Source organism: Mesorhizobium sp. Pch-S (genome assembly GCF_004136315.1).
Taxonomy (GTDB): Bacteria; Pseudomonadota; Alphaproteobacteria; order Rhizobiales; family Rhizobiaceae; genus Mesorhizobium.
In genome coordinates this window covers 4,623,343-4,644,113 of sequence record NZ_CP029562.1, presented here as the reverse complement: position 1 = coordinate 4,644,113, position 20,771 = coordinate 4,623,343, and the positions used below count along the sequence as shown (strand labels likewise).

General features: G+C 62.6%; 20 protein-coding genes. 6 read left to right on the top strand and 14 right to left on the bottom strand.

Going from position 1 to position 20,771, the window contains the following annotated elements; translation table 11 throughout:
* Positions 1 to 21: 21 nt before the first annotated feature.
* The 13 genes from C1M53_RS21770 to C1M53_RS21710 all read right to left on the bottom strand — a co-directional run bounded on the left by C1M53_RS21770 (position 22) and on the right by C1M53_RS21710 (position 14,294).
* Complete coding sequence (locus C1M53_RS21770) at positions 22 to 504, bottom strand: GNAT family N-acetyltransferase (protein ID WP_129414131.1); 483 nt, start codon at positions 502 to 504, stop codon at positions 22 to 24.
* Between the two features lie 28 nt (positions 505 to 532).
* Positions 533 to 1,471, bottom strand: a complete 939-nt coding sequence (locus C1M53_RS21765) for an ABC transporter ATP-binding protein (protein ID WP_129414130.1) — start codon at positions 1,469 to 1,471, stop codon at positions 533 to 535.
* On the bottom strand, positions 1,468 to 2,271 hold the full coding sequence (locus C1M53_RS21760) for an ABC transporter ATP-binding protein (protein ID WP_129414129.1): 804 nt from the start codon (positions 2,269 to 2,271) through the stop codon (positions 1,468 to 1,470). The genes C1M53_RS21765 and C1M53_RS21760 overlap by 4 nt, the downstream gene beginning before the upstream one ends.
* A complete protein-coding gene (locus tag C1M53_RS21755) occupies positions 2,268 to 3,170 on the bottom strand; it encodes an ABC transporter permease (protein ID WP_129414128.1) in 903 nt (300 codons plus the stop codon). The genes C1M53_RS21760 and C1M53_RS21755 overlap by 4 nt, the downstream gene beginning before the upstream one ends.
* Positions 3,167 to 4,150, bottom strand: coding sequence for an ABC transporter permease (locus tag C1M53_RS21750; RefSeq protein WP_129414127.1), 984 nt, complete (start codon positions 4,148 to 4,150; stop codon positions 3,167 to 3,169). Before C1M53_RS21750 ends, C1M53_RS21755 begins: the two co-directional genes overlap by 4 nt.
* 30 nt (positions 4,151 to 4,180) lie before the next feature.
* Positions 4,181 to 5,896 (bottom strand): ABC transporter substrate-binding protein, encoded by a 1,716-nt coding sequence (locus C1M53_RS21745; protein WP_129414126.1) that lies wholly within the window; start codon positions 5,894 to 5,896, stop codon positions 4,181 to 4,183.
* 584 nt (positions 5,897 to 6,480) lie between these two features.
* Complete coding sequence (locus C1M53_RS21740) at positions 6,481 to 7,266, bottom strand: SapC family protein (protein WP_129414125.1); 786 nt, start codon at positions 7,264 to 7,266, stop codon at positions 6,481 to 6,483.
* A gap of 165 nt (positions 7,267 to 7,431) precedes the next feature.
* Entirely contained in the window at positions 7,432 to 9,048 is a 1,617-nt protein-coding gene (locus C1M53_RS21735) for an FGGY-family carbohydrate kinase (protein WP_129414124.1), read from the bottom strand.
* Positions 9,049 to 9,112: 64 nt separating this feature from the next.
* On the bottom strand, positions 9,113 to 9,841 hold the full coding sequence (locus tag C1M53_RS21730) for an SDR family oxidoreductase (RefSeq protein ID WP_129414123.1): 729 nt from the start codon (positions 9,839 to 9,841) through the stop codon (positions 9,113 to 9,115).
* 123 nt (positions 9,842 to 9,964) lie between these two features.
* Positions 9,965 to 11,209 carry a sugar ABC transporter permease gene (locus C1M53_RS21725; protein ID WP_245488636.1) on the bottom strand — a complete coding sequence of 415 codons (1,245 nt, stop codon included), beginning with the start codon at positions 11,207 to 11,209 and terminating at the stop codon, positions 9,965 to 9,967.
* Positions 11,210 to 11,220: 11 nt separating this feature from the next.
* Positions 11,221 to 12,030 (bottom strand): ATP-binding cassette domain-containing protein, encoded by an 810-nt coding sequence (locus tag C1M53_RS21720; RefSeq protein WP_129414121.1) that lies wholly within the window; start codon positions 12,028 to 12,030, stop codon positions 11,221 to 11,223.
* Positions 12,031 to 12,112: 82 nt separating this feature from the next.
* A complete protein-coding gene (locus tag C1M53_RS21715; RefSeq protein ID WP_129414120.1) occupies positions 12,113 to 13,174 on the bottom strand; it encodes a sugar ABC transporter substrate-binding protein in 1,062 nt (353 codons plus the stop codon).
* 235 nt (positions 13,175 to 13,409) lie between these two features.
* A complete protein-coding gene (locus C1M53_RS21710; protein ID WP_129414119.1) occupies positions 13,410 to 14,294 on the bottom strand; it encodes an AraC family transcriptional regulator in 885 nt (294 codons plus the stop codon).
* A 569-nt stretch (positions 14,295 to 14,863) separates the two neighbouring features.
* Between C1M53_RS21710 and pobA the strand changes: the two genes are divergently transcribed.
* Positions 14,864 to 16,033, top strand: a complete 1,170-nt coding sequence (pobA, locus tag C1M53_RS21705; protein ID WP_129414118.1) for a 4-hydroxybenzoate 3-monooxygenase — start codon at positions 14,864 to 14,866, stop codon at positions 16,031 to 16,033.
* Positions 16,034 to 16,070: 37 nt separating this feature from the next.
* On the opposite strand, the gene pcaQ is transcribed toward pobA, so the two are convergent.
* Positions 16,071 to 16,991, bottom strand: a complete 921-nt coding sequence (gene pcaQ, locus C1M53_RS21700) for a pca operon transcription factor PcaQ (RefSeq protein WP_129416304.1) — start codon at positions 16,989 to 16,991, stop codon at positions 16,071 to 16,073.
* Positions 16,992 to 17,080: 89 nt separating this feature from the next.
* Between pcaQ and pcaD the strand changes: the two genes are divergently transcribed.
* The 5 genes from pcaD to C1M53_RS21675 are packed head-to-tail and all read left to right on the top strand — an operon-like array spanning position 17,081 to position 20,762.
* Positions 17,081 to 17,881 (top strand): 3-oxoadipate enol-lactonase, encoded by an 801-nt coding sequence (pcaD, locus tag C1M53_RS21695; RefSeq protein WP_129414117.1) that lies wholly within the window; start codon positions 17,081 to 17,083, stop codon positions 17,879 to 17,881.
* A gap of 1 nt (position 17,882) precedes the next feature.
* Positions 17,883 to 18,287, top strand: coding sequence for a 4-carboxymuconolactone decarboxylase (gene pcaC / locus C1M53_RS21690; protein WP_129414116.1), 405 nt, complete (start codon positions 17,883 to 17,885; stop codon positions 18,285 to 18,287).
* Positions 18,288 to 18,289: 2 nt separating this feature from the next.
* Entirely contained in the window at positions 18,290 to 19,030 is a 741-nt protein-coding gene (gene pcaH, locus C1M53_RS21685; protein ID WP_129414115.1) for a protocatechuate 3,4-dioxygenase subunit beta, read from the top strand.
* A 45-nt stretch (positions 19,031 to 19,075) separates the two neighbouring features.
* Positions 19,076 to 19,693 carry a protocatechuate 3,4-dioxygenase subunit alpha gene (gene pcaG / locus C1M53_RS21680; protein ID WP_129414114.1) on the top strand — a complete coding sequence of 206 codons (618 nt, stop codon included), beginning with the start codon at positions 19,076 to 19,078 and terminating at the stop codon, positions 19,691 to 19,693.
* Positions 19,694 to 19,703: 10 nt separating this feature from the next.
* A complete protein-coding gene (locus tag C1M53_RS21675) occupies positions 19,704 to 20,762 on the top strand; it encodes a 3-carboxy-cis,cis-muconate cycloisomerase (RefSeq protein ID WP_129414113.1) in 1,059 nt (352 codons plus the stop codon).
* Positions 20,763 to 20,771 lie beyond the last annotated feature (9 nt).

Sequence of the window (20,771 nt, the reverse complement as noted above, 5' to 3'; positions counted from 1 at the left end):
GCCCATCGACGTGCCGGCGCATTATTCGTGCGGCCGCAGCTTCAACAATCCGGCATAGATGCCCGGTTCGGAGTTGGGGATCATGGTCGCACCCACCGTGCGCTCGTAGAATTCAGACGGGCCGACATCGCCGATGATGGCATAGCCATAGCCCATCGTTTTCAGGTCGAGCAGCGAAGCAAGCAGCAAGGCATGCCCAACGCCGAGGCCTCTTGCCGCCTTGTCGACGCCGGTGGGACCGAAAAACCCGCGCGCGATCGACTCATGGCAGGAGAAGCCGATCAGCTTTTCTTCGCGTGTCGCCAGGAAGCAGGTCGGCGGCTGGCGCATGATGGCGACGGCCGTTTCGCTCGACCAGCCCGCGCCGAACATCTGGCGTACCCAGTCGGTGACCAGTTCAAGCTCCGGGGCCAGCGCTCTCCGGATCGTCACTCCGGCTTTCAGCATGCGCTCGTCCAGCGCGGGTTCCGGTTTCAGGAGGGAAAGATTGACGAGGTAATCCATACTGTTCTGCCGCTTCAGGAGATTTGGTTCACGCGCCGAGGGCGCGGATGAAATGATTGGCGCCAACCTGCTCGACGGTGTCGGAAGCCGGCCTGCTGATACGGCGCACTTCTTCGGCATGACCAAGGAAACGCGCGCTGTCGCCCGGCACGAAAGGCCGATCGGGATCCGGCACCGCCGAGAGCAAAAGCTTGGTATAGGGATGCCTGGCGTTGCGGATCACCGTTTCCGTATCACCCCACTCCACCATCTGGCCGGCGAACATCACGATCACCTCCTCCGCGACATGCGCCGCAGTCGCAATGTCATGGGTGATGTAGAGCAGCGCAAGCTGTCTTTCGCGCTTGATGTTTGACAGCAGCTCGAGAATTCCCAGCCGGATCGACACGTCGAGCATCGAGGTTGGTTCGTCCGCCACCAGCACCTCCGGCCGTACGGCAAGAGCACGCGCGATGTTGACTCGTTGCCGTTGGCCGCCGGAAAGCTCATGCGGAAACTTGGCGGCCGTCACGACCGGATCGAGGCCCACAGAAGCGAGCAGATCGGCCACGCCCGAGACCTCTTCTGCCTTGCTGCGGGCATGCCCGTGCAACTTCAATGGCCGCGCCAGGTGGTGCTGGATTGAAAACACGGGATTGAGCGAAGCGAACGGGTCCTGAAACACCATCTGCACGGCGCGCCGGTAAGCGGCCTCAACCGCCCTGTCACCCGGCTGGGTGATGTCACGGCCGCGGAAATACATTCTGCCGGCCGTCGGTTCGTCCATGCGAGCGATGATGCGCGCGCAGGTGGTCTTCCCGCAGCCGGACTCGCCGACCAATGCCAGCGCCCGCCCAGGCTTCAGCGCCAGTGAAATGCCGCGCAGCGCCTGCACGATGCCGAAACTGCGCTCGATGCGATCAAGCTTCACCACAGGCTCGCTCAGCGCCTCGGCGCCGTCGACGGAAAGGCTCGGCTGCGCGTTCATGCGGCAGCTCCATGTCCCGGCAATTGCGGGATCGAACCCCACAGTTTGCGCGTATATTCGTGTGCCGGCGCACGACTGACCTGTCGCACGTCGCCAACTTCGACCAGTTCGCCTTTCAGCATCACGCCGACGCGGTGGCAGAGCTGCGCCATCAGATGCAGGTCGTGGGTGATGAACAGCACCGAGAAACCGTGACTGCGCTGCAGGTCGATGACCTGCTCCAGTATCTCGCGCTGCACCACCACATCGAGCGCCGTGGTCGGCTCGTCCATGATGATGAGCTCCGGCTGCAGGGCGAGGCAGATGGCGATCACGATGCGCTGCCGCATGCCGCCGGAGAATTGGTAGGGATAGTCGTCCAGCCTTGTCGGCGAGATGCCGACAAGTTTGAACATCTCTTCGGCGCGGGCGCGCGACTGCGCCTTGCTTGCGCCGGTATGGCGGGCCAGCACGTCATGGAATTGCGCTGCAACGCGCATCAGCGGATTGAGCGAATTCATCGCGCTCTGGAAGACCATGCCGATGCGCCGCCAGCGCACCTTCTGAAGCGCCGTCTCCGGCAGCTTCAGAAGATCCTGTTCATCGAGCAGCACCTGGCCGCCCGCCACCCAGGCCGGTGGCTTCGACAGCCGCGTGATGGCGTAGGCAATGGTGCTCTTGCCGCAGCCGGATTCGCCAGCAAGCCCGAACAACTCGCCACGGCCGATGTCGAAGGACACGTTCTTGACCGCGCGGAATGCGCCACCGTCGGTCAGATAGTCGACGTCGAGGTTCTGGATCCGAAGCAACGGCGCGTTCATCGGGCAGCCCTCAATTCACGAGCGCGCAACCGGTTGAGCCGCAGCCAGCGGCTGAGCGCCGGTCCGGAACGGAGTTGCGGGTTGGCGATCTCGTCGAAGGTGAAGTTCAGCAACGCCAGTCCCAGCCCGACGATGGCGATGCCAAGCGCCGGCGCGCCGATGTCCCACCAGGCACCGACGATGATCGCCGAGGAATTCTGGGCATTGTAGAGCATGGTGCCCCAGGTGACATTCAACGGATCGCCGAAGCCGAGATATTCCAGTGTTGTCTGCGCCACGATCGCATAGATGATCGAGCCGACCAGGTTGATGCCGATCAAGGGCACCAGATTGGGCAGGATTTCGACGAAAATGATGCGCCACCAGGGTTCGCCTACCATCCGTGCTGCAACGACGAACTCGCGGTTCTTCAACGACAGGGTCTGCGCGCGTGTCATGCGCGCGCCCCATGGCCAGGACGTCAGTGCGATGATGGCCATGATCGCCATCGGCCCGACGGTGCCGGCGAATGATGCGAGCAGGATAAGCAACGGAATGTTGGGGATGACCAGCACAGCATTGGTGGTCAGGTCGAGCACCGCGTCGGTGCGGCCGCCGAAATATCCGGCAATCAGGCCGATCGCCGTCCCGATCGCCGTGATCGCGAGCCCAGTCGCGAAGCCGACCGCCAGCGATGGTCGCGCGCCCCAGACAAACTGCGAATAGACGTCCCGGCCCATCTTGGTGGTGCCGAAGACATGTTCGGCTGTCGGCGGCTGATGTGAACGTCCGACGCGCTGGGCAGGATCGCCAGGTGCCAGGACTGGTGCCAGGAGGGCCATCAGGCAGAGCGCTACGATAATGATAAATCCAGCCACCGCCTTCTTCTGGCGCAGGAACAACCTGAGACCCGAGCTCATGTCCGCCCCTCCTGCATCCTGGGATCGACCACGCCATAGAGGATATCGACCAGCAGGTTGGCCCCCAGCGTGGCCATCGTCATCAGCAGCAGCTGCCCCTGGATCACCGGATAGTCGCGCGCCACGCTTGCCGTGAACAAAGTCAGGCCCAGCCCTGGATAGTTGAAGACGATCTCGGTGACGATCGAACCCCCGAACACCGCGCCCAGCATGAGCGCAAGGTTGGTCATCACCGGCAGCATGGCGTTGCGCGCTGCATAGCTGAACATCACCGCGGTGTTGCCGAGCCCTTTGGCACGGCCCATGGTGACGTAGTCCTCGCCCAGCACCGAGATCATCGAGGAGCGCATCGTCGTCTGGAATTCGCCGATCATGTAAGGCGAAAGCGTCAGCACCGGCATGATGGCGTGCCAGAACACCGAACTGAAGAAGGTGAAATTGATGCCCGGGTCGAGGCTCGGGTCATAGGCGTAGCCCACCGGGAACCATCGCAGCGTCACGCCAAAAGTGAACAGCGTGGCGAGCGCGATGATGACCGGCGGCACCGCGATCAGCACCACAGAAAAGGGCGAGACGAACGCATCGAAGCGTCCGCCTCGCCGCCAGGCTGCCACTGCGCCGAGGGAGACGCCGACGCAGAGGGAGAAAACGATCGCAGTGGAAACCAGAAAGGCGGTCCAGCCGGCAGAGCGGGCCAGCACCTCGGTGACGGTCTGCGGATAATATTTGACCGATACGCCGAGATCGAAGGTGGCCAGCCCTTTCAGGTAGTCGAGGAACTGCAGCCATATCGGCTGCTCGACTGCACCGAAGCGGGCCTTGATCGCCTCGATTGCCGCCGGCGTGGCGCGCGGCCCGAGCTGGGCGACCATGCTGTCAACCGGGCTCCCCGGCATCAGCCGGGGAAGCGTGAAGTTGACCACGATGGCAAACAGGAAGGCGGCCAGATAGACACCGAGCCGTCGAAGAGGTATCCGCATCGCCGCTATCCCGTCGCCGATCCCTCCTGATTATTGCACTGGCTTGAGCCGCAGCAAATGCACGAGCCGCAGGCGGTTGTTGTCGTGATCCTCCGGGTTCATCACCGGTTCGTCCTTGGTTACCCAGCCGGTGAAGCGCTTGGTCGAATACTGGAACCAGGTGGGTCCGTTGAACACCGGCACTACGGGGAATTCAGTGGCGACGATCAGCTGAACCTGGTCGAACAGCTTGTGGCGCTCTTCCTCCGAAGTCGCCTTGCGATAGGCGTCGAAGACCTTGTCCAGTTCCACATTGGAATAGCGTGACGGCGCCGAGGTGATGCGGCCCCCGAATGATGTCGACAGTGACTGATAGTAACCGCGGAAGGGCGTCGGGCCATCGGCACGGGAATTCATGACGGCGTCCAGCGTGCCGTCGAGAATCTGCTTCTGCCACTGCTCGTATTCCGGTGTCGCCACCGAAGCGTTGACACCGATCTTGCGCAGCCCCTCGACGCCGATCTGCACCGCATCGATCCAGTCCGTCCAGCCGTTCGGCACTGCGATGGAAAACGCTATCGGCTGCCCCTTGGGCGTGGTGCGGAAGCCGTCGGCGCCCTTCTTGTAGCCAGCGTCGTCGAGCACCTTGTTGGCCTTGTCGACGTCATAGGCCATCCATACGTCGTGCTCGCCTTCGGCGGCCTTGTTGCGCCAGCTGTCGAAGCGCGGCGGCAGGCCGGACGCGTGCTGGTTCACCACCGGATAACCGAAACCGGCGATGTCGACCATCGACGTGCGGTCCATTGCCAGCGAGAAGGCATGGCGGAAATTGATGTCGGCGAAGGCCTCGGCATTACCGGGGTTCTTCGTCTTGAAGTTCATCTGGAAAGCCACCGTTTCGGCAGGCGGTTGCCAGTAGCCGTTGTTCTTCGGATCGAGCGCGACATAGGTCTTGTCGATCTGCGGGATGAACGAGCCGATCCAGTCCATCGTGCCTTCAGGCAGCAGTGCCAGCATCTGGTCGTTGCCGGAGATCTGCGGCAGCTTCAGGCAATCCACCTTGAGACTGGCAGCATCCCAATAGTTCGGGTTGCGGCACTGTTCGTAGACTTGCGGCGTGAAACGGCGGACTTCGGTCATCGGCCCGGAACCGACGGGCTTTTCGTTCTTGAAGGCGAGTGGATCCTTCACATCCTTCCAGATGTGCTCGGGCACCACCGGGAAATCAGCCAGCATTTCAGGGAAATGCGTGTCGACGGCCTTGAGGTTGATCTTGACCTCGGTCGGCGACGGCGCCTCGACGGAGGCAACAGTTTCACCGACGCCGACCGTGTCGACCGCCGGGTTCTTCAGCATCATCTCCAGCGTGAACTTCATATCCGCCGAAGTCAGCGGCTTGCCATCGGACCACTTTACGCCGTCGCGCAGCGTGTAGGAGATCGACTTCAGATCGTCGGAAAACTTGTACGCCGTGGCGAGACGCCAGATCGGCTTGCCGCCGTCATAGTCATTGAAGATGACCAGCGGCTCATAGATGAAATCCATCGTGCTCTGGCGGCGCCCGCCGAGATCGAACGGATTGAAGTTCTGCACCCAACTGGTCTGCTCCTCGATGTGCATGGAGAGCACGGCTTCGGCGGAGGCGGGTGTCGATTGGGCGGTCAGCCCGCCCGCAACAGAGAGCGCTGCGAAGGCAGCGCCAGCGAACAGCCGCCGCAGCGATACAGCCCGGCGGGAAGAAGACGGATTCGTCCTTTTGGCACGCATGGTTTGATTCCCCTGGTTGGAATTGACCCTTCCGCTCTTGTCGGCGGATAAGATAAATCAATTTGATTTATGGGTATGAGCGAAGCGGCTCTTCGTCAACCGCGAAAAAGGTCGTACCGAAGAAAAAATCGTTTTAACATAATGGCTTGCGGGAAATGTGGGCGCGCCCAATGCCGTTGGAATTCGGGCTCTGCAATCAAAAATCGCAGCGCGAAGAATGGTTTAATTTGGATGCTTTGAAGCTTGCTTCACCCTTTGTACGGAGACCGAAAAAAGTTCTGACCGACACCAACTTGGGCCACGCCCCCTGTTTGCAGGGAGAACGCTCTACACACGCATAGATTGTGCATCTTGAAAAAGCACGAAACGATGTTCCCGGTTTCGGTTTTCGCGCCCGGAAATTGACATTGATTTTCAAAAGGCTGGTCGATTGTGACGCAAGCGTGCCGGCTTGCCGCTCAGACGCCCTGTCACCACCGCAAAATCAGCGGCATTCGCGCTCTTCTTGGTCGTTCAGGCCGATCTCTGGAAGCGCCAGGCACACACCATGCCTGCACAGTGTATCGGGGCGCAACCCCGCCTCATCAAACGTTCCGCAATGCCGCCTGATGGATCAGCGAGCTCCAGCTGTTGGTCGAAGCGAGGTGACAATAGACCAGCGTCAGCGCGCCGGATTTCCTGAGATCGAGAAACGCCTCGTCGCTCAGCTTGTTGAAGGCATCCTCGTCGATGATCTTGAAATCGGTGAGGTTGAGCACCTCGCCATTTTCCAGTGTCACGGTGCTACGGCGCTCGGCGAAGAGGCCATGCGCGTCGATCTTGTCGACCATCGCGCGGGTGGCGGCAAAATCCATCTGGTACTGGTTGCAGAAGGCCAGGGCCTGCTTGGTGGCTTCGGTCACCTCGGCGCCTGCGAAGAATGGGAGCACCTTGTCGCCGCGCGCGGCTGCCACAACCTGCTCGACCACCCGGTCGCTGGCACGGTCGACGCAGAGCGCCAGCCGTCCACTGCCCTGCCCGCCATCGTCGGCAAGGATGAACGGATAACGACGCACATAGGCAGGAACATAATGCGGCTTTGCCCACTGGCCGTCCTTGTCGACGAACAGGTTCTCGCCCTGCCGCAACCCCGTGATGACGACCGGCTGATTGGCGGGACCGACAAAGACAATCGGGTAGGACCGCATGGCGGCGGGCATCTCGCCCGTCACGACAGGCAATGCATGCGCAGCACGGGTAAACGAGAAATCGGTCCGCGCAGCGAGACCGAGCGAACCATGCCGGTCTGGATTCATTGCCTCGGGGTTCAGGTAGAAGAGCGGTAGTGCGTCCGCCGCTTGTGCGGTTGCCTTGCCATTCTCTGCAGTCATGCCTTGTCCCCCGAAACCAGCAAACATCGACGGCGGCTTTGCTTTCCCGTCTGGCAGCGTCTTACGCCACCGGTTGGGAAAAAGTCCATCCGCTGCATGTCGACGAGACAGGAATAGACCCAAGAATGGTCGGGCGCTATCCCTCCCCTCGGCCGGGAGACGAGGTCAGGCATCGTCGCGAATTGTCCTGCCCGCCTTCTGCAGCAGTTCGAACGCCTGGAAACGGCTTGCGTGCCAACCGGCATGCGCTTCATTTGGCTGATAGGTTTCGCCAAGCTCCGACATCGCGTCCATGGCCGATACCATATCCGGGAAATGACCCGCCGCAACGGCGCCGAGTATGGCTGAACCAAGCAGGACAGGTTCCGGCGAGGTCGAAGCTGCCACGACAAGCCCGGTCGTATCGGCCAGAAGCTGGCGCACCAGCGGGCTTTGCCCGGCGCCGCCGCTGACCACGATCGTGTCAGTAGTAACGCCCTTCTCGGCGAGCACGCCGACGATCTGGCGCGCGCCATATCCGAGGCCGCAGACGCCGGCGAGATAAAGTCCGACCAGTCCGTCGAGACCCGTGTCCATGCCGATGCCGGCGATCAGCCCAAGCGCCTCGGGATCGGCGAAGGGCGCGCGGTTGCCGAGGAATTCCGGCACGACATGCAGCTTGCCGATGAGCTCAGGTGCCTGTGCAACCCCGCCACGTTTGCTGGCCTCAGCTGCCAGCCATTGGCTCAGGCTCATGCCGTCCTTATCGGCCTGCATTGCCGCCTCGGCCGAAGCCGGGTGCATGCGCACCAGGTGATCGATCGCAGCACCCGCGGCGGACTGGCCGCCTTCGTTCAGCCACAGCCCAGGCACCATCGCCGAGAAATACGGTCCCCACACGCCATCCACGAATGCTGGAGCCGCGGTGGTCGACATGGTGCAGGCCGATGTGCCGAATACATAGGCCATGCGCGTCAGGACGCTTCCCGCAGCGCCTCGTGCACCCACCGTACCGATGCCGCCGGCATGAGCGTCGATGAGACCGGCCGCCACCGGCGTACCTTCCATCAGCCCCAGATCGAGCGCCGCCTCGGCTGTCAGCCCCTGGCCGAGAGGCGTGCCGGCGGCTATGACCTCGGTGCCGATGCGGCGGAACTGCTCGTCGGCCAGCGCGCCAAGTCCCACGGTGCGGAAATAGTGCTCATCCCAGCGTTGCTCATGCGCCAGATAGGTCCATTTGCACGTCACCGTGCAGACGGAACGCGCAAGGCTGCCGGTGGACTTCCAGGTCAGGAAATCGGTCAGGTCCATGAACTGCCAGGCGCTGGCGAAGGTCTCCGGCTTGTGCTCGGCCAGCCACAGCAGTTTCGGCGTTTCCATCTCCGGTGAGATCGCCCCACCGACATAGTCCAGCACCGCTTCGCCGGTGCGGTTGATGCGTGCCGCCTGCTCGGTGGCGCGGTGGTCCATCCAGACGATGATGTTGCGCTCGGCCTCTCCGGTCGGCCCGACGCAGAGCGGCATTCCGTTCTCGCCCAACACCACCAGCGAGCAGGTCGCATCATAACCAATGCCGACAATCGACATTGCCGGCACACCGGCCCTCGCGATAGCTTCCCGCGTGCTTGCTGACACCGCCTGCCAGATATCGTTGCTCGATTGCTCGACGACGTCGCCCGCTTCGCGAAACAGCGCAATCTCGCGCTTGGCAGAAGCGAGCATGGCGCCGCGCTCGTCAAAGACGCCGGCACGCGCACTCCCGGTGCCGACATCGATGCCGATGAAGTGTTTTGCCGAAGTCATGCAATCACCCGTGAGCCGAGAAAAAGGGAAACGCCGCCGACGCGCAGGCCGGAGAGGGTCAATGTCAGAGATCGTTGCTTTGCGGCAGGATCACCAGATCGCGGATGGTGATGTTGCGCGGTCTGGTCAGCATGAACATCACCGCCTCGGCCACCTCAACCGGCTGCATCAACCCACCCGCAGCCAGTTCGTCCTCGAGTTTCTGCTTCGGCCAGTCGCTGATCAGCGCCGTCACCACCGGGCCTGGCGCAACCGCGCCGACACGCAGGCCGTGCCTGGCCACCTGGCGGCGCACAGTGTGCACGAAAGCCTGGATGGCATGTTTGGAAGCCGTGTAGATCGGCTCCCACACCACCGGAACCAGGCCGGCGATTGAGCTGGTGACGACGATGTCGCCGGTCTTGCGCTCGACCATATGCGGCAGTACCGCATGGATGGATCGGAACGCCGCGTTGATGTTGAGGTTCAGCATGCGATCCCAGGCATCCGGATCGCCGTCCACGACCTCGCCGCCGACATAGGAACCGGCATTGGCATGGAAGATGTCGAGCTGGCCGGCCTTCTCGAGGATCCGCGGCATCATGCCGGCCACGCTCTTCGGGTCCATCAGATCGACCACCACGGGAAATGCTTGCGGACCGAGCTCCTCGCAGACGGCTTTCAGGGCACTTTCGTTGCGGTCGACGAGCGCGACCCGCACACCTGCCGCCACCAGATGCCTGGCGCATTCCAGGCCGATGCCCGATGCGGCACCGGTGATCGCCGCGACTTTTCCGGTAAGGTCTTGAGCCATTTCTGCCTCTTGTTCTGCTTGGTTGCTTGGGAGTTCGGGCAATTCCAGGAAAGTGCGTAGCGGTTCCGGAATTGCGTAAAAACAAAACTGGAGCGTTTCCGTGAAAACGGAAACGCTCCAGGATCAGGCACGGCCGTGCGAGACACGAGACCTGCGTGCCAGCGAGTCGACGATCACGGCGATTGCCAGCACGGCGCCGGTGATCATGTAACGAAGCGACGAAGACAGATCGAGAAGCGTCAAACCGCTGGCGATCGACTGGATGACGATGATGCCGAGCAGAGCCGAATAGGCGCTGCCGCGACCTCCGAACAGGCTGGTTCCGCCGATCACCGCTGCAGCGATCGCGTTGAGATTGACGTCTCCTGTGCCTGCCTGCTGGCTGGATGACGCAAGGCGCGCCGCTGCCAGGATGCCGCCGGTAGCCGCCAGTGTCGAACACAGCATGAAGGCGGTGGTGTAGATGTAGCGTACGTTGATACCAGCGCGCCGGGCCGCCTCGCGATTGCCGCCGACGGCATGCATCGAACGGCCCCATTTGGTTCGCTTGAGCGCGTAGTTCATCGCCACGACAAGGCCGACAAACAACCCGAACATCCATGGAATGCCGCGCGAGCTGTTGAGGTAGAAGACAATGGCCTCGAGCACGACGGTGATGACGACGGCACGCGCAACGATGCCCGCCATCGACGGCGCCGACAGGCCTGCCTCGCGACGCCGCGACGCTTCACGGTATCCCGTCCAGAAAAGGGCGATACCTGCGATCGCGGCGAGCCCGTAGGAAACCCAGGCCGGCATCACCATCAGCTGGCCGAAATTCACCAAAGGCGACTCGTAAGGCAGGTTGATGGAGCCGGTCGAGCCGAGCAGATAAAGCTGGAGGCCGAGCACGGCGAGCAGGCCGGCGAGTGTCGAGACGAAGCTCGGCATGCCGAAGCGGTTGAGCAGCAGGGCGTAGACCGATCCGATGATCGCGCCTGCCGCCATGGCGGTGACGATGGCAAAGCCGACGGGCCACCCCTGGTTTACCCAGAGCACCCCGACCAATGCCGAGGCGAAGCCACTGACGGAGCCGACGGAAAGGTCGATTTCTCCAAGCATCAGGATGCAGACGATACCGAGTGCGATGACACCCACGGTCGAACAGTCGAACAGAAGATTGACCAGGTTGTTCGCCGACAGGAACACCGGGTTCAGGCTCTGGAAGACCGTCCAGATGATGGCGAGCCCGACAATGACCGGCAGCGAGCCGAGGTCGCCCGACCGCACGCGGTCGAAAAAGGCGCTGATGGTGCCACCAAGTCCCTCGGCATGTTTCACGCGCACGTCGGCGCGGTCGAGAAGCTGCGCCTTGGGCGCATTCTGCATGGCTTTGTCGGTCATGGCTGGCTCTCCTGAGCTTGCGCGCGACGGCTGGCCCGGCGGGAAACGGAATTGTTCTCGGCACCGGTGATCGCGCTGACCAGTTCCTGATTGGAGGCATCGGGAAGGAAAACGCCGTTGTTCTTGCCGAGCCTCAGCACGACGATACGATCAGCGACGGCACGCACGTCTTCCATGTTGTGGCTGATCATGATCACGCCGAGGCCGCGTTCGCGCACCCGCTCGATAAGATCGAGCACTTCAGCCGTCTGGGCGACACCCAGAGCCGCCGTCGGCTCGTCGAGCATGATCAGTTTCGGGTCGAGCAGCAGCGAGCGGGCAATGGCCACCGTCTGGCGCTGACCGCCCGAAAGCGAAGCGATCGGCTCACGCACGCTCGGAATGCGCGCCGAAAGTTCGTTGAGCAGCTTCCAGGCCTTTATCTCCATCGACACTTCGTCCAGCCGCATCGGGCTGAGTTCCTTGCCGAGGAAGATGTTGGCGACGACGTCGAGGTTCTCGCACAAGGCCAGATCCTGGAAGACGGTGGCGATGCCGAGACCGAGGGCTGTCGCCGGATCGGACAACGTCACGGGTTCGCCCTTGAAGGTGATCGTTCCGGACGTCGGCTGGTGCACGCCGGCAAGGACCTTGATCAGGGTCGACTTGCCGGCACCGTTGTCGCCGACAAGGGCAACGACTTCGCCGGCATGGACGTCCAGGTCTATATCGGTGAGCGCCGACACGGCGCCGAATTGCTTGGAGATGCCGCGCAGACTGAGCACGAGCTCACGTGCCGAGGCAGGCCCCTGTGATGTTCCTGTCATGATGCAAGCCTTCCCAAGAATTTTCGCCCACGATGGGCAATGCTGCCCCGCCGCATGCGGCGGGGCAGTCGCGATCAGCGGCTTACTGGGTGATGCCGAGCTTCTTGCAGCCTTCGGCATAGCGGTCGACACAGAGCTGCTCGGCGGTGGCGATCTTCTTGTCGATGATCTCCGCCTTCAGGTTCTCCTGGGTGACGACCACTGGCACGAACAGCTGCGACGGCGTGTTGAACAGCGTCGTCTCGGCCTTCGGCGTTTCACCCTTGACCAGTTGGACGGCGATGTTGGCGGCCGCGGCGGCGACGATCTCGCTCGGCTTGTTGATGGTGTTGTACTGGTCGCCTGCGATGATCAGTTGCAATGCCGCCAGCGTGGCGTCATTGCCGGTGATCGGTGGAACCGGGTTGAAACCACCGGCCTTGAACGCCGCGATGGCGCCGCCGGCGGTACCATCATTGGCGGCGACGACACCCAGGATATTCTTGTCGAAGCGGGTGATCTGGCCGCTCGCCCACTGCTGGGCCTTCGGCGGCGCCCATTCCGGCGTGTCGTATTCGGCCAGGATCGGATAGCCGCTGTTGTCGAGACCAGCATGGATGCCCTTCTTGATCAGGCCGGCCGCAGCGTCGGTCGGCGAACCGTTGATCTGCAACACGCCGGTGCCCTCACCGGCCTTCACGCCCTTGTCCTTCAAATGTTTGACGAGGGAGTCGGCGATCGACTTGCCGATGGCCTCGTTGTCGAAGGAGACATAGAAATCGGCCTTGGCATCCGGGATCGGCCGGTCATAGGCGATGACCTTCACGCCTTGCGCCTGCGCCTGCTTGACCAGCGAGGCGGCAGCGGTGGAATCGACCGGGTCGATGACGATGACCTTGGCGCCCTGGGAGATCATCGAGTTGAATTGCTGCTGCTGGCGCGCGGCATCGGCATCGGCATTCTGGTAGAGGACCTTGCAGGACGCGCAGAGCTTTGCCATCTCGGCCTTGAAGCCCGGATAGTCGTGCTCCTCGTAGCGGGTCGAAGCCTGGTCGGGCATCAGGAAGGCCACGGTGGCGCCGTCCGCGCTCTGAGCCAGTGCCGAGCCCGAAGCGAGAGACAGGGCCAGCATCGCAAGGCCCGTCATTTTCCATGAATGTTTCATTGCATCTTCTCCCTTGAACGATATGACAATGAGTGATCTGAAGAGCTGCCCTCCCAGGCAGCGTGGATCCATCGGCTGTCCAATCGGGCTTGCTTGGCGATCCCCGCCGCAGCACCGAAACTGACCTCAGGACAAAGCTTTCCCCTCGCGAGCAGCAGGCAACCGCTCACGTTGTTGATTTTCCGCTGGTGTTCCTCCCTGACCCTCCTTCTTGGGCGGCCTCGGCCGCGTTTGCTCAGGCGGCTTTCGCCGCGTTGATGTGATCGATCGTCAGCCGCCGGAAGCGCGATGGCGTCATGCCCTTTTCGGCGAGGAACTGGCGGTTGAAGTTCGACAGGTTGTTGAAGCCGACCTCGAAGCAGATGTCGGTTATTGGCGCCTCTTCGTCACTGGTCAGGATCTGGCAGGCCAGATTGATGCGCAGCCGCTTCACATACTGGACCAGCGTCATGCCGGTATGGCGACGGAAGGCACGCGAAAACGCCGAGGTCGATTGCCCGGCAATGCCCGCCAGATCCGCTTCACTGAACGGGTTGGTCAGGTTTTCGCGCAGATAGCTGAGTGCCTTGTTGATACCCGCCGACATGTAGCCGGACGGATCCGGCAGGTAGTTCGGGCTCGCCAGCAGACGCGTGCCCTGACTGCGGCTGAGCAGGCCTGCTATGCCCATGAACAATTCGATGCGACGCACACCTTGCGCCCGCATCAACTCTTCCATCACCGGAGCTACCTGCCGGCTCGTCTCGGCCGAAAACATCACGCCGCGGCGTGACTGCTCCAGCACCGGCGCCAGGGCTGCGAGCTCCGGCAGCACCCGCATGGTGTCGCCGATGAAGCCTTCGTTGAACTGCAGGATACGGCAACGCAGCGGGATGGTCGATCCCGCGGGGATATCGCTAACCCAGTTGTGCGGCAGGTTGGGACCGGTCAGCACCAGATTGCCGGGTTCGAATTCACCAATGAAATCGCCGACGAAATATCGCCCGGCGGTGGCCACCACGAGATGAAGTTCGTATTCGGGATGGAAATGCCAGCGCACCGTGTGGAACGGATAGCCGTGCGACCAGGCCTTGAACGACTCGCCTTGTCGAATCTGGACGACTTCCAGGTCCGGACCCATATTTGTTTCCTCCGGGCACGAGGCGGTCTTGCCGCTGTGGCCCTTTCCCAATCGGCTGGATGTGCTCCAGCTCTGACCTTCGAAACAAACGCTAGTCCCCCCGCCAGGATGGCGCCACCACGTTTGGTCATTTGCAATGATACTTTTTTGACCATCACTCGCAAATATCTGCAGGTATCGCCAAAAATGTTGCTGATCGCCTGCCATTTGCATGGCTCAAACCAGTCACGGCGGCATTTCGTTAAGCATTGATTTACCAACGCGGACGGCAGCTGTGGTTGTCGAAACGAAACGTTTCGCTTCGGCGCTTCGAGTCGAATAGCCCCGAAATCGGTCGGGCTCATCGCAAAGGCGGCTCATGGCGGACTCGGGCAACACGGTTGCTCTGAGCCGTGGTGGGTCCGATCACCCTTTCCGGGCAACGTCGCCGCGATCTCCGCGCTCCTCTTTCATAACGATCCATATATGCGTTCGGCCTCAGATATCATTTTACCGAACCGTCCGGTTGGGCGATGGTGCCGTCTACCGGCTGGAATGGTCCCCGGCCGCGTCGCCATTTCGAGCACCGGATGCGTACACAGGTCGTCATTGTCGGTTCCGGCCCTTCAGGCCTGTTGCTGGGCCAGCTCCTGACCGGAGCCGGCATCGACAACGTCATCCTCGACCGGGTCGGCAAAGGCTATATCCTTGGCCGCGTCCGCGCCGGCGTGCTGGAGCGAGGCACCGTCGAGCTGATGCGCAGAGCCGGCGCCGACGCTCGCCTGAACGCTGAAGGCCTTACGCATGACGGCTTCTCCATCGCTTTCGACGGACGTGACCATCGCATCGACCTTGCCGCTCTGACCGGACAACATGTCACCGTCTATGGCCAAACCGAGATGACACGCGACCTGATGGCCGCACGCGAGGCCGCAGGCACGTCGACCTTCCATGAGGTCGAGAATGTCGCATTGCACGGTTTCGATACCGACAGGCCTTACGTCACCTACGCCAAAGACGGCGTCGCCAGGCGGATCGATTGCGACGTCATCGCCGGCTGCGACGGCTTCCACGGTGTCAGCCGCCGCAGTGTCCCGGCTGGCGCGATGCGAACCTTCGAGCGCGCCTACCCGTTCGGCTGGCTGGGTGTGCTTGCCGAGGTGCCGCCGGTCAGCGACGAACTGGTCTATGCCAGCCACGAACGCGGCTTCGCGCTCTGCTCGATGCGTTCCATGACACGCTCGCGATATTATGTGCAGGTATCCGCTGACGAGCGGGTGGAGAACTGGAGCGACGATCGTTTCTGGGATGAATTGCGCAGCCGGCTGCCTCGTCACCATGCAGAGGCCGTGACCACCGGGGCCTCCTTTGAGAAATCGATCGCACCGCTCCGCTCCTTCGTGGCGGAGCCGCTGCGCTTCGGCCGTCTTTTTCTCGTCGGTGATGCCGCCCACATCGTACCGCCGACCGGCGCCAAAGGGCTGAACCTGGCCGCCAGCGACGTGCATTACCTGTTCGACGGCCTGCGCGAATTCTTCCTCGACAAATCCATGGCCGGCATCGGTGCCTACTCAGGACGCGCATTGGCCAGGGTATGGAAGGCAGTGCGCTTTTCATGGTGGATGACCACCCTGCTCCATCACTTCCCCGAAGGCACCGATTTCGAGCACCGGATCCAGGACGCCGAACTCGACTACCTGACGCATTCTCATGCCGCGGCGACCGCACTCGCAGAGAACTATGTCGGACTGCCCTACTAGATCTCGATCCGATCGGATTGTTGTTGCGGGCTGGCACCTATCGCGACAGCTCCCTTGCCGCCTCGCGCAGCGTCTGCATCAGCAGACCCAGCCCCAGTGTCGGTTGCTGGTCGGCGCGGATGGTGAGCCCGACAGGTCCCTTGGTTTCGCTGGTGTCGATCGGCAATACAGCCAGCACTCCATCCTCGATATCGGCGGTCACCACCCCTTCGGAAATCACCCAGACCGCATCGTTCGAGCGCACGAAAGCACGGCCGAAAGCATGTGACACCGTTTCGATCTGGGTCGGCCAACTCGGCACGCCGTTGGCGATCAGCAACCGCTCGACGAAGGGGCGGATGATCGAGGTCCGTGTCGGCATCAGCGCCACGTAGCGGGTGAGCTCGGCAAAATCGAAGGTGCCGCGGGCCAAAAGAGGATGGCCGGCACGCACCACGAAACGCACCTCTTCCGAATAGAGATGTTCGAACGAAAGACCGGTCATCTGCTCCGGCGCCGCCAACCGCCCGACAACCATGTCGAGATCACCGACGCGCAACTGGCCAAGCAGCACGGCGTTCTCGCCGGTGACGATCTTGACACGGCTGCCGGTATTTTCGCCAAGAAACAGCGCCATGGCGCGCGGCATGATGCGCGTTGAGACCGTTGGCAAGGCCCCGATCCGCACCGGATCGGCGTTGCCCAACCCATCCGCGGCGATGGAATCCACGCCCTGCCGCAGCGCCGAGATGGCGGCGCCCGCGTGACGCAGGAATACTTCACCGAGACGCGTGACACGAATACCGCGACCGTCGCGCTCCAGGACTCGCACTCCGAGTGCGTCCTCGAGCTCGCGGATGGTCTTGGTCACCGCAGGTTGGCTGACATGCAGCATTTCGGCTGCCTTCATCACGCTTTTCTGACGTGCAACCTCGACGAATGTCTGCAGATGTCGGAACTTGATGCGCTGCTCGATCATGTCGCTCATAACTCATGAGTTAATGGAATAGCCCAATTTATTATTTTACTTAACCAAACAGAGGAGCGACAACAACGCAGGAGGTGCACATGCGACTGACGCGGATCAACGATATCGTCCTGCACCACCGCCTGAACGGCACGTCGTCCGACGCCCCGGTCGTCGTCTTCATCAACTCGCTCGGTACCGATTTCCGCATCTGGGACGAAACCATGGCTCGCCTGGGAGGCGAATGGACCACGCTGGTCTATGACAAGCGCGGCCATGGCCTTTCCGATCTCGGCAACGCCCAGCCAAGCATCGCCACCCATGCGGCGGACCTTGCCGCCCTCCTCGACCATCTCGCCATCAGACGCACGATCATCTGCGGGCTTTCGATCGGCGGTCTCATCGCGCTGCAGCTCTACGCCAGCCGCCCCGATCTCGTGCAGGCGATGATCCTGAGCAACACCGCCCACAAGATCGGCACAGCGCAATCATGGGGAGAACGCATCGCGATCGCCGAAGCCGGAGGTATCGCTGCCTTTGCCGACGGCGTCATGGAAAAATGGTTCACGCCGGCCTTTCACAGCAGACGCGCCGACGAACTCGCGGGCTACCGCAACATGCTCGTGCGACAGCCCGCGACTGGCTACGTTGCCGCCTGCAAGGCGCTCGCCTCGGCCGATCTGACCGAAACCGCACAAGGCGTTTCAGTCCCGGCACTCTGCATCGTCGGCGACCAGGACGGTTCGACGCCGCCGGCTCTCGTTCGATCGCTCGCCGATCTCGTGCCGGGTGCGCGTTATGAAATCATCGAGGGCGCGGGACACATCCCTTGCGTCGAGCAACCGGAAGCCTTCGCGGCACTGGTCAGCGCCTTCATCCGCTCGCAATCACCGGAACGCTGACATGGCCAAAGGCGAAACAACGTCGGAACGCTACCGGCAAGGGATAAAAACCCGTCGCGCGATACTCGGCGACGGTCATGTGGACCGGGCGGAGCTTGCCGCAACCGAATTTGACCGCCCGTTCCAGGAACTGATTACCGAGGCGGCCTGGGGTACGGTGTGGGCACGCCCTGCCTGGACGCCGCGGGAACGTTCCATCGTCACCATCGCGCTGCTCGCGGCGCTGGGACATGACGAGGAAGTGGCCATGCACGTGCGCGCCACCGCCAACACCGGGGCGACGCGTGAGGACATCACGGAGGCCATGCTGCATGTCGCCATCTATGCTGGCGTCCCGGCGGCCAACCGTGCGATCCGGATCGCCAAGCAGGTCTACGCCATGCTCGATGCCGAAGGGAAAGCCTGATCATGACGGATCGCAAGCCCGACACCGGCGCCTTCTTCACGCGCGACCGCACCTGGCAACCGCCGGCCTATACGCCGGACTACAAGACCTCGGTGCTACGCTCGCCGCAACGGGCGCTGCTCGCGTTGGACAACACGCTCTCCGAGATCACCGGCCCGGTCTTCGGTCACGCAATCCTCGGCGAACTCGACAACGACCTCATCAACAATTTCGCCCGCCCCGGCGAGGCCGCGATCGGCGAGCGTATCATCGTGCATGGCCGTGTCCTGGACGAAAGCGGGCGCGGTGTGCCGGGTGCACTGATCGAAGTGTGGCAGGCCAATGCCGGCGGCCGCTACCGGCACAAGAAGGAAGGCTATCTGGCGGCGCTCGACCCTAATTTCGGTGGTTGCGGACGCTGCATCACCGACGAGCATGGCAACTACCGTTTCCGAACGGTGAAGCCCGGCCCCTATCCCTGGCCGAATGGTCCAAACGACTGGCGCCCCGCGCACATCCATTTTTCCGTGTTCGGCCAAGGCTTTGCCCAACGGCTGATCACGCAGATGTATTTCGAGGGCGACCCGTTGATCTGGCGCTGCCCGATCGTGCGCACCATTCCTGATCGCCGCGCCGTGGAGCTGCTGATCGCGCCGCTCGACATGGCCAACACCATTCCCATGGACGCACGCGCCTACAAGTTCGACATCGTCCTGCGCGGCCGGCGCTCGACCCTCTTTGAAAATCGGCTGGACGGGAACTAGGCGTAAACCCATGAAGATCGAAACGGCAACGGGTTCACGACCGCTATGACGCAGGATCTCAACCATCTGAAGGAGACCGCCTCGCAGACGGCGGGTCCATACGTGCATATCGGGCTGACACCGAATGCCTCAGGCATCACCGGCGTCTACCCGTCCGACCTCGGCACGGCGATGGTGAACGACCGCACCAAGGGCACAAGGATCACCATCCGCGGCCGCGTCTTCGACGGCGCCGGCGCACCGCTGCGCGACGGCCTTGTCGAGATCTGGCAGGCGGATGCGGCGGGCCTCTACAACAGTCCGAGCGAGCCGCGTGGGCAGGCCGACCCCGATTTCACCGGCTGGGGCCGCCGTGCGTGCGATGGCGACAGCGGCGAGTTCGCCTTCCAAACCGTCAAGCCCGGCCGGGTACCGTTCAAGGACGGGCGGCTGATGGCGCCGCACATCACCTTCTGGATCGTGGCCCGCGGCATCAATCTGGGGCTGCACACACGCATGTATTTCCCCGAGGAAGAGCAGGCAAATGCGGAAGACCCTCTGCTTCTGCGCCTCGAGCATCGCGAGCGGGCGAAAACCATGATCGCACAAGCCGAAGGCAACGGAGGCTACCGGTTTGACATCCATCTGCAGGGCGAACGGGAAACCGTCTTCCTGGATATTTGAGCCGGATGCGATGAGCGTTTGCCCTTTCGATCACCCGATCCTTGGCGGGCTTCTCGGCGATGAGGAGATCGCCGGTTACTTCTCCGTCGAGGCGGAAATCAAGGCAATGCTTGTTTTCGAGGCTGCGCTTGCCGCAGCCGAAGGCAAGGCCGGGCTGATATCCGAAGAAACGACGGCAGCCATCGTCGACGCCATCGCCGCCTTCGAGCCCGACATCCACCGGCTGCGCATGGCGGTGTCGACGGATGGCGTTGTCGTGCCGGAACTGGTGCGGCAGTTACGCGAAGCGATCGGGGGCAAGGCGGCATCCCATGTTCATTTCGGCGCCACCAGCCAGGATGTCATCGACAGTGGCCTGATGCTGCGCCTGAAACCGGTGCTGGCCCTCGTCGAACAGCGGCTCGCCGTGTTCCTGCGCGCGCTCGCCGACCTCGAAAAACGCGACGGCGAGCGCGCGCTGATGGCCGTCACGCGCATGCAGCCTGCAGTCCCGATCCGGGTAGCCGATCGCATCGCGAGCTGGCGCGAACCATGTGAACGCAATCTGGAGCGGCTGCGCGCATGGATAATGGGCGGGCTGGCGCTGCAGTTCGGCGGCGCGGCCGGAACGCTCGACAAGCTCGGTGACAAGGCGACTGGGGTGCGCGCGGCTCTTGCCGAAGAGCTCGGACTGGCCGATCGGCCGCAATGGCACAGCCAACGCGATCGCATCGCCGACCTGGCTTCCACCCTGTCGTTGATCTCCGGCGGTCTCGGCAAATTCGGACAGGACATCGCCCTCATGGCGCTGTCAGGCGATGCGATCGAACTTGCCGGCGGCGGCGGTTCCTCGGCCATGCCGCACAAGCAGAACCCAGTCTCAGCCGAAGTGCTGGTGACGCTTGCCCGCTTCAACGCCACGCAGATCGCCGGCTTGCACGGCGCGCTGGTGCATGAGCAGGAGCGGTCCGGCGCCGCCTGGACCCTGGAGTGGATGATCCTGCCACAAGTGATCGTCGCAACGGCCACCGCTACCAGGCTCGCCACCGAACTTGCCACCAACATTCGCCGACTGGGTAACGAAACTTAGCCTTGGCCG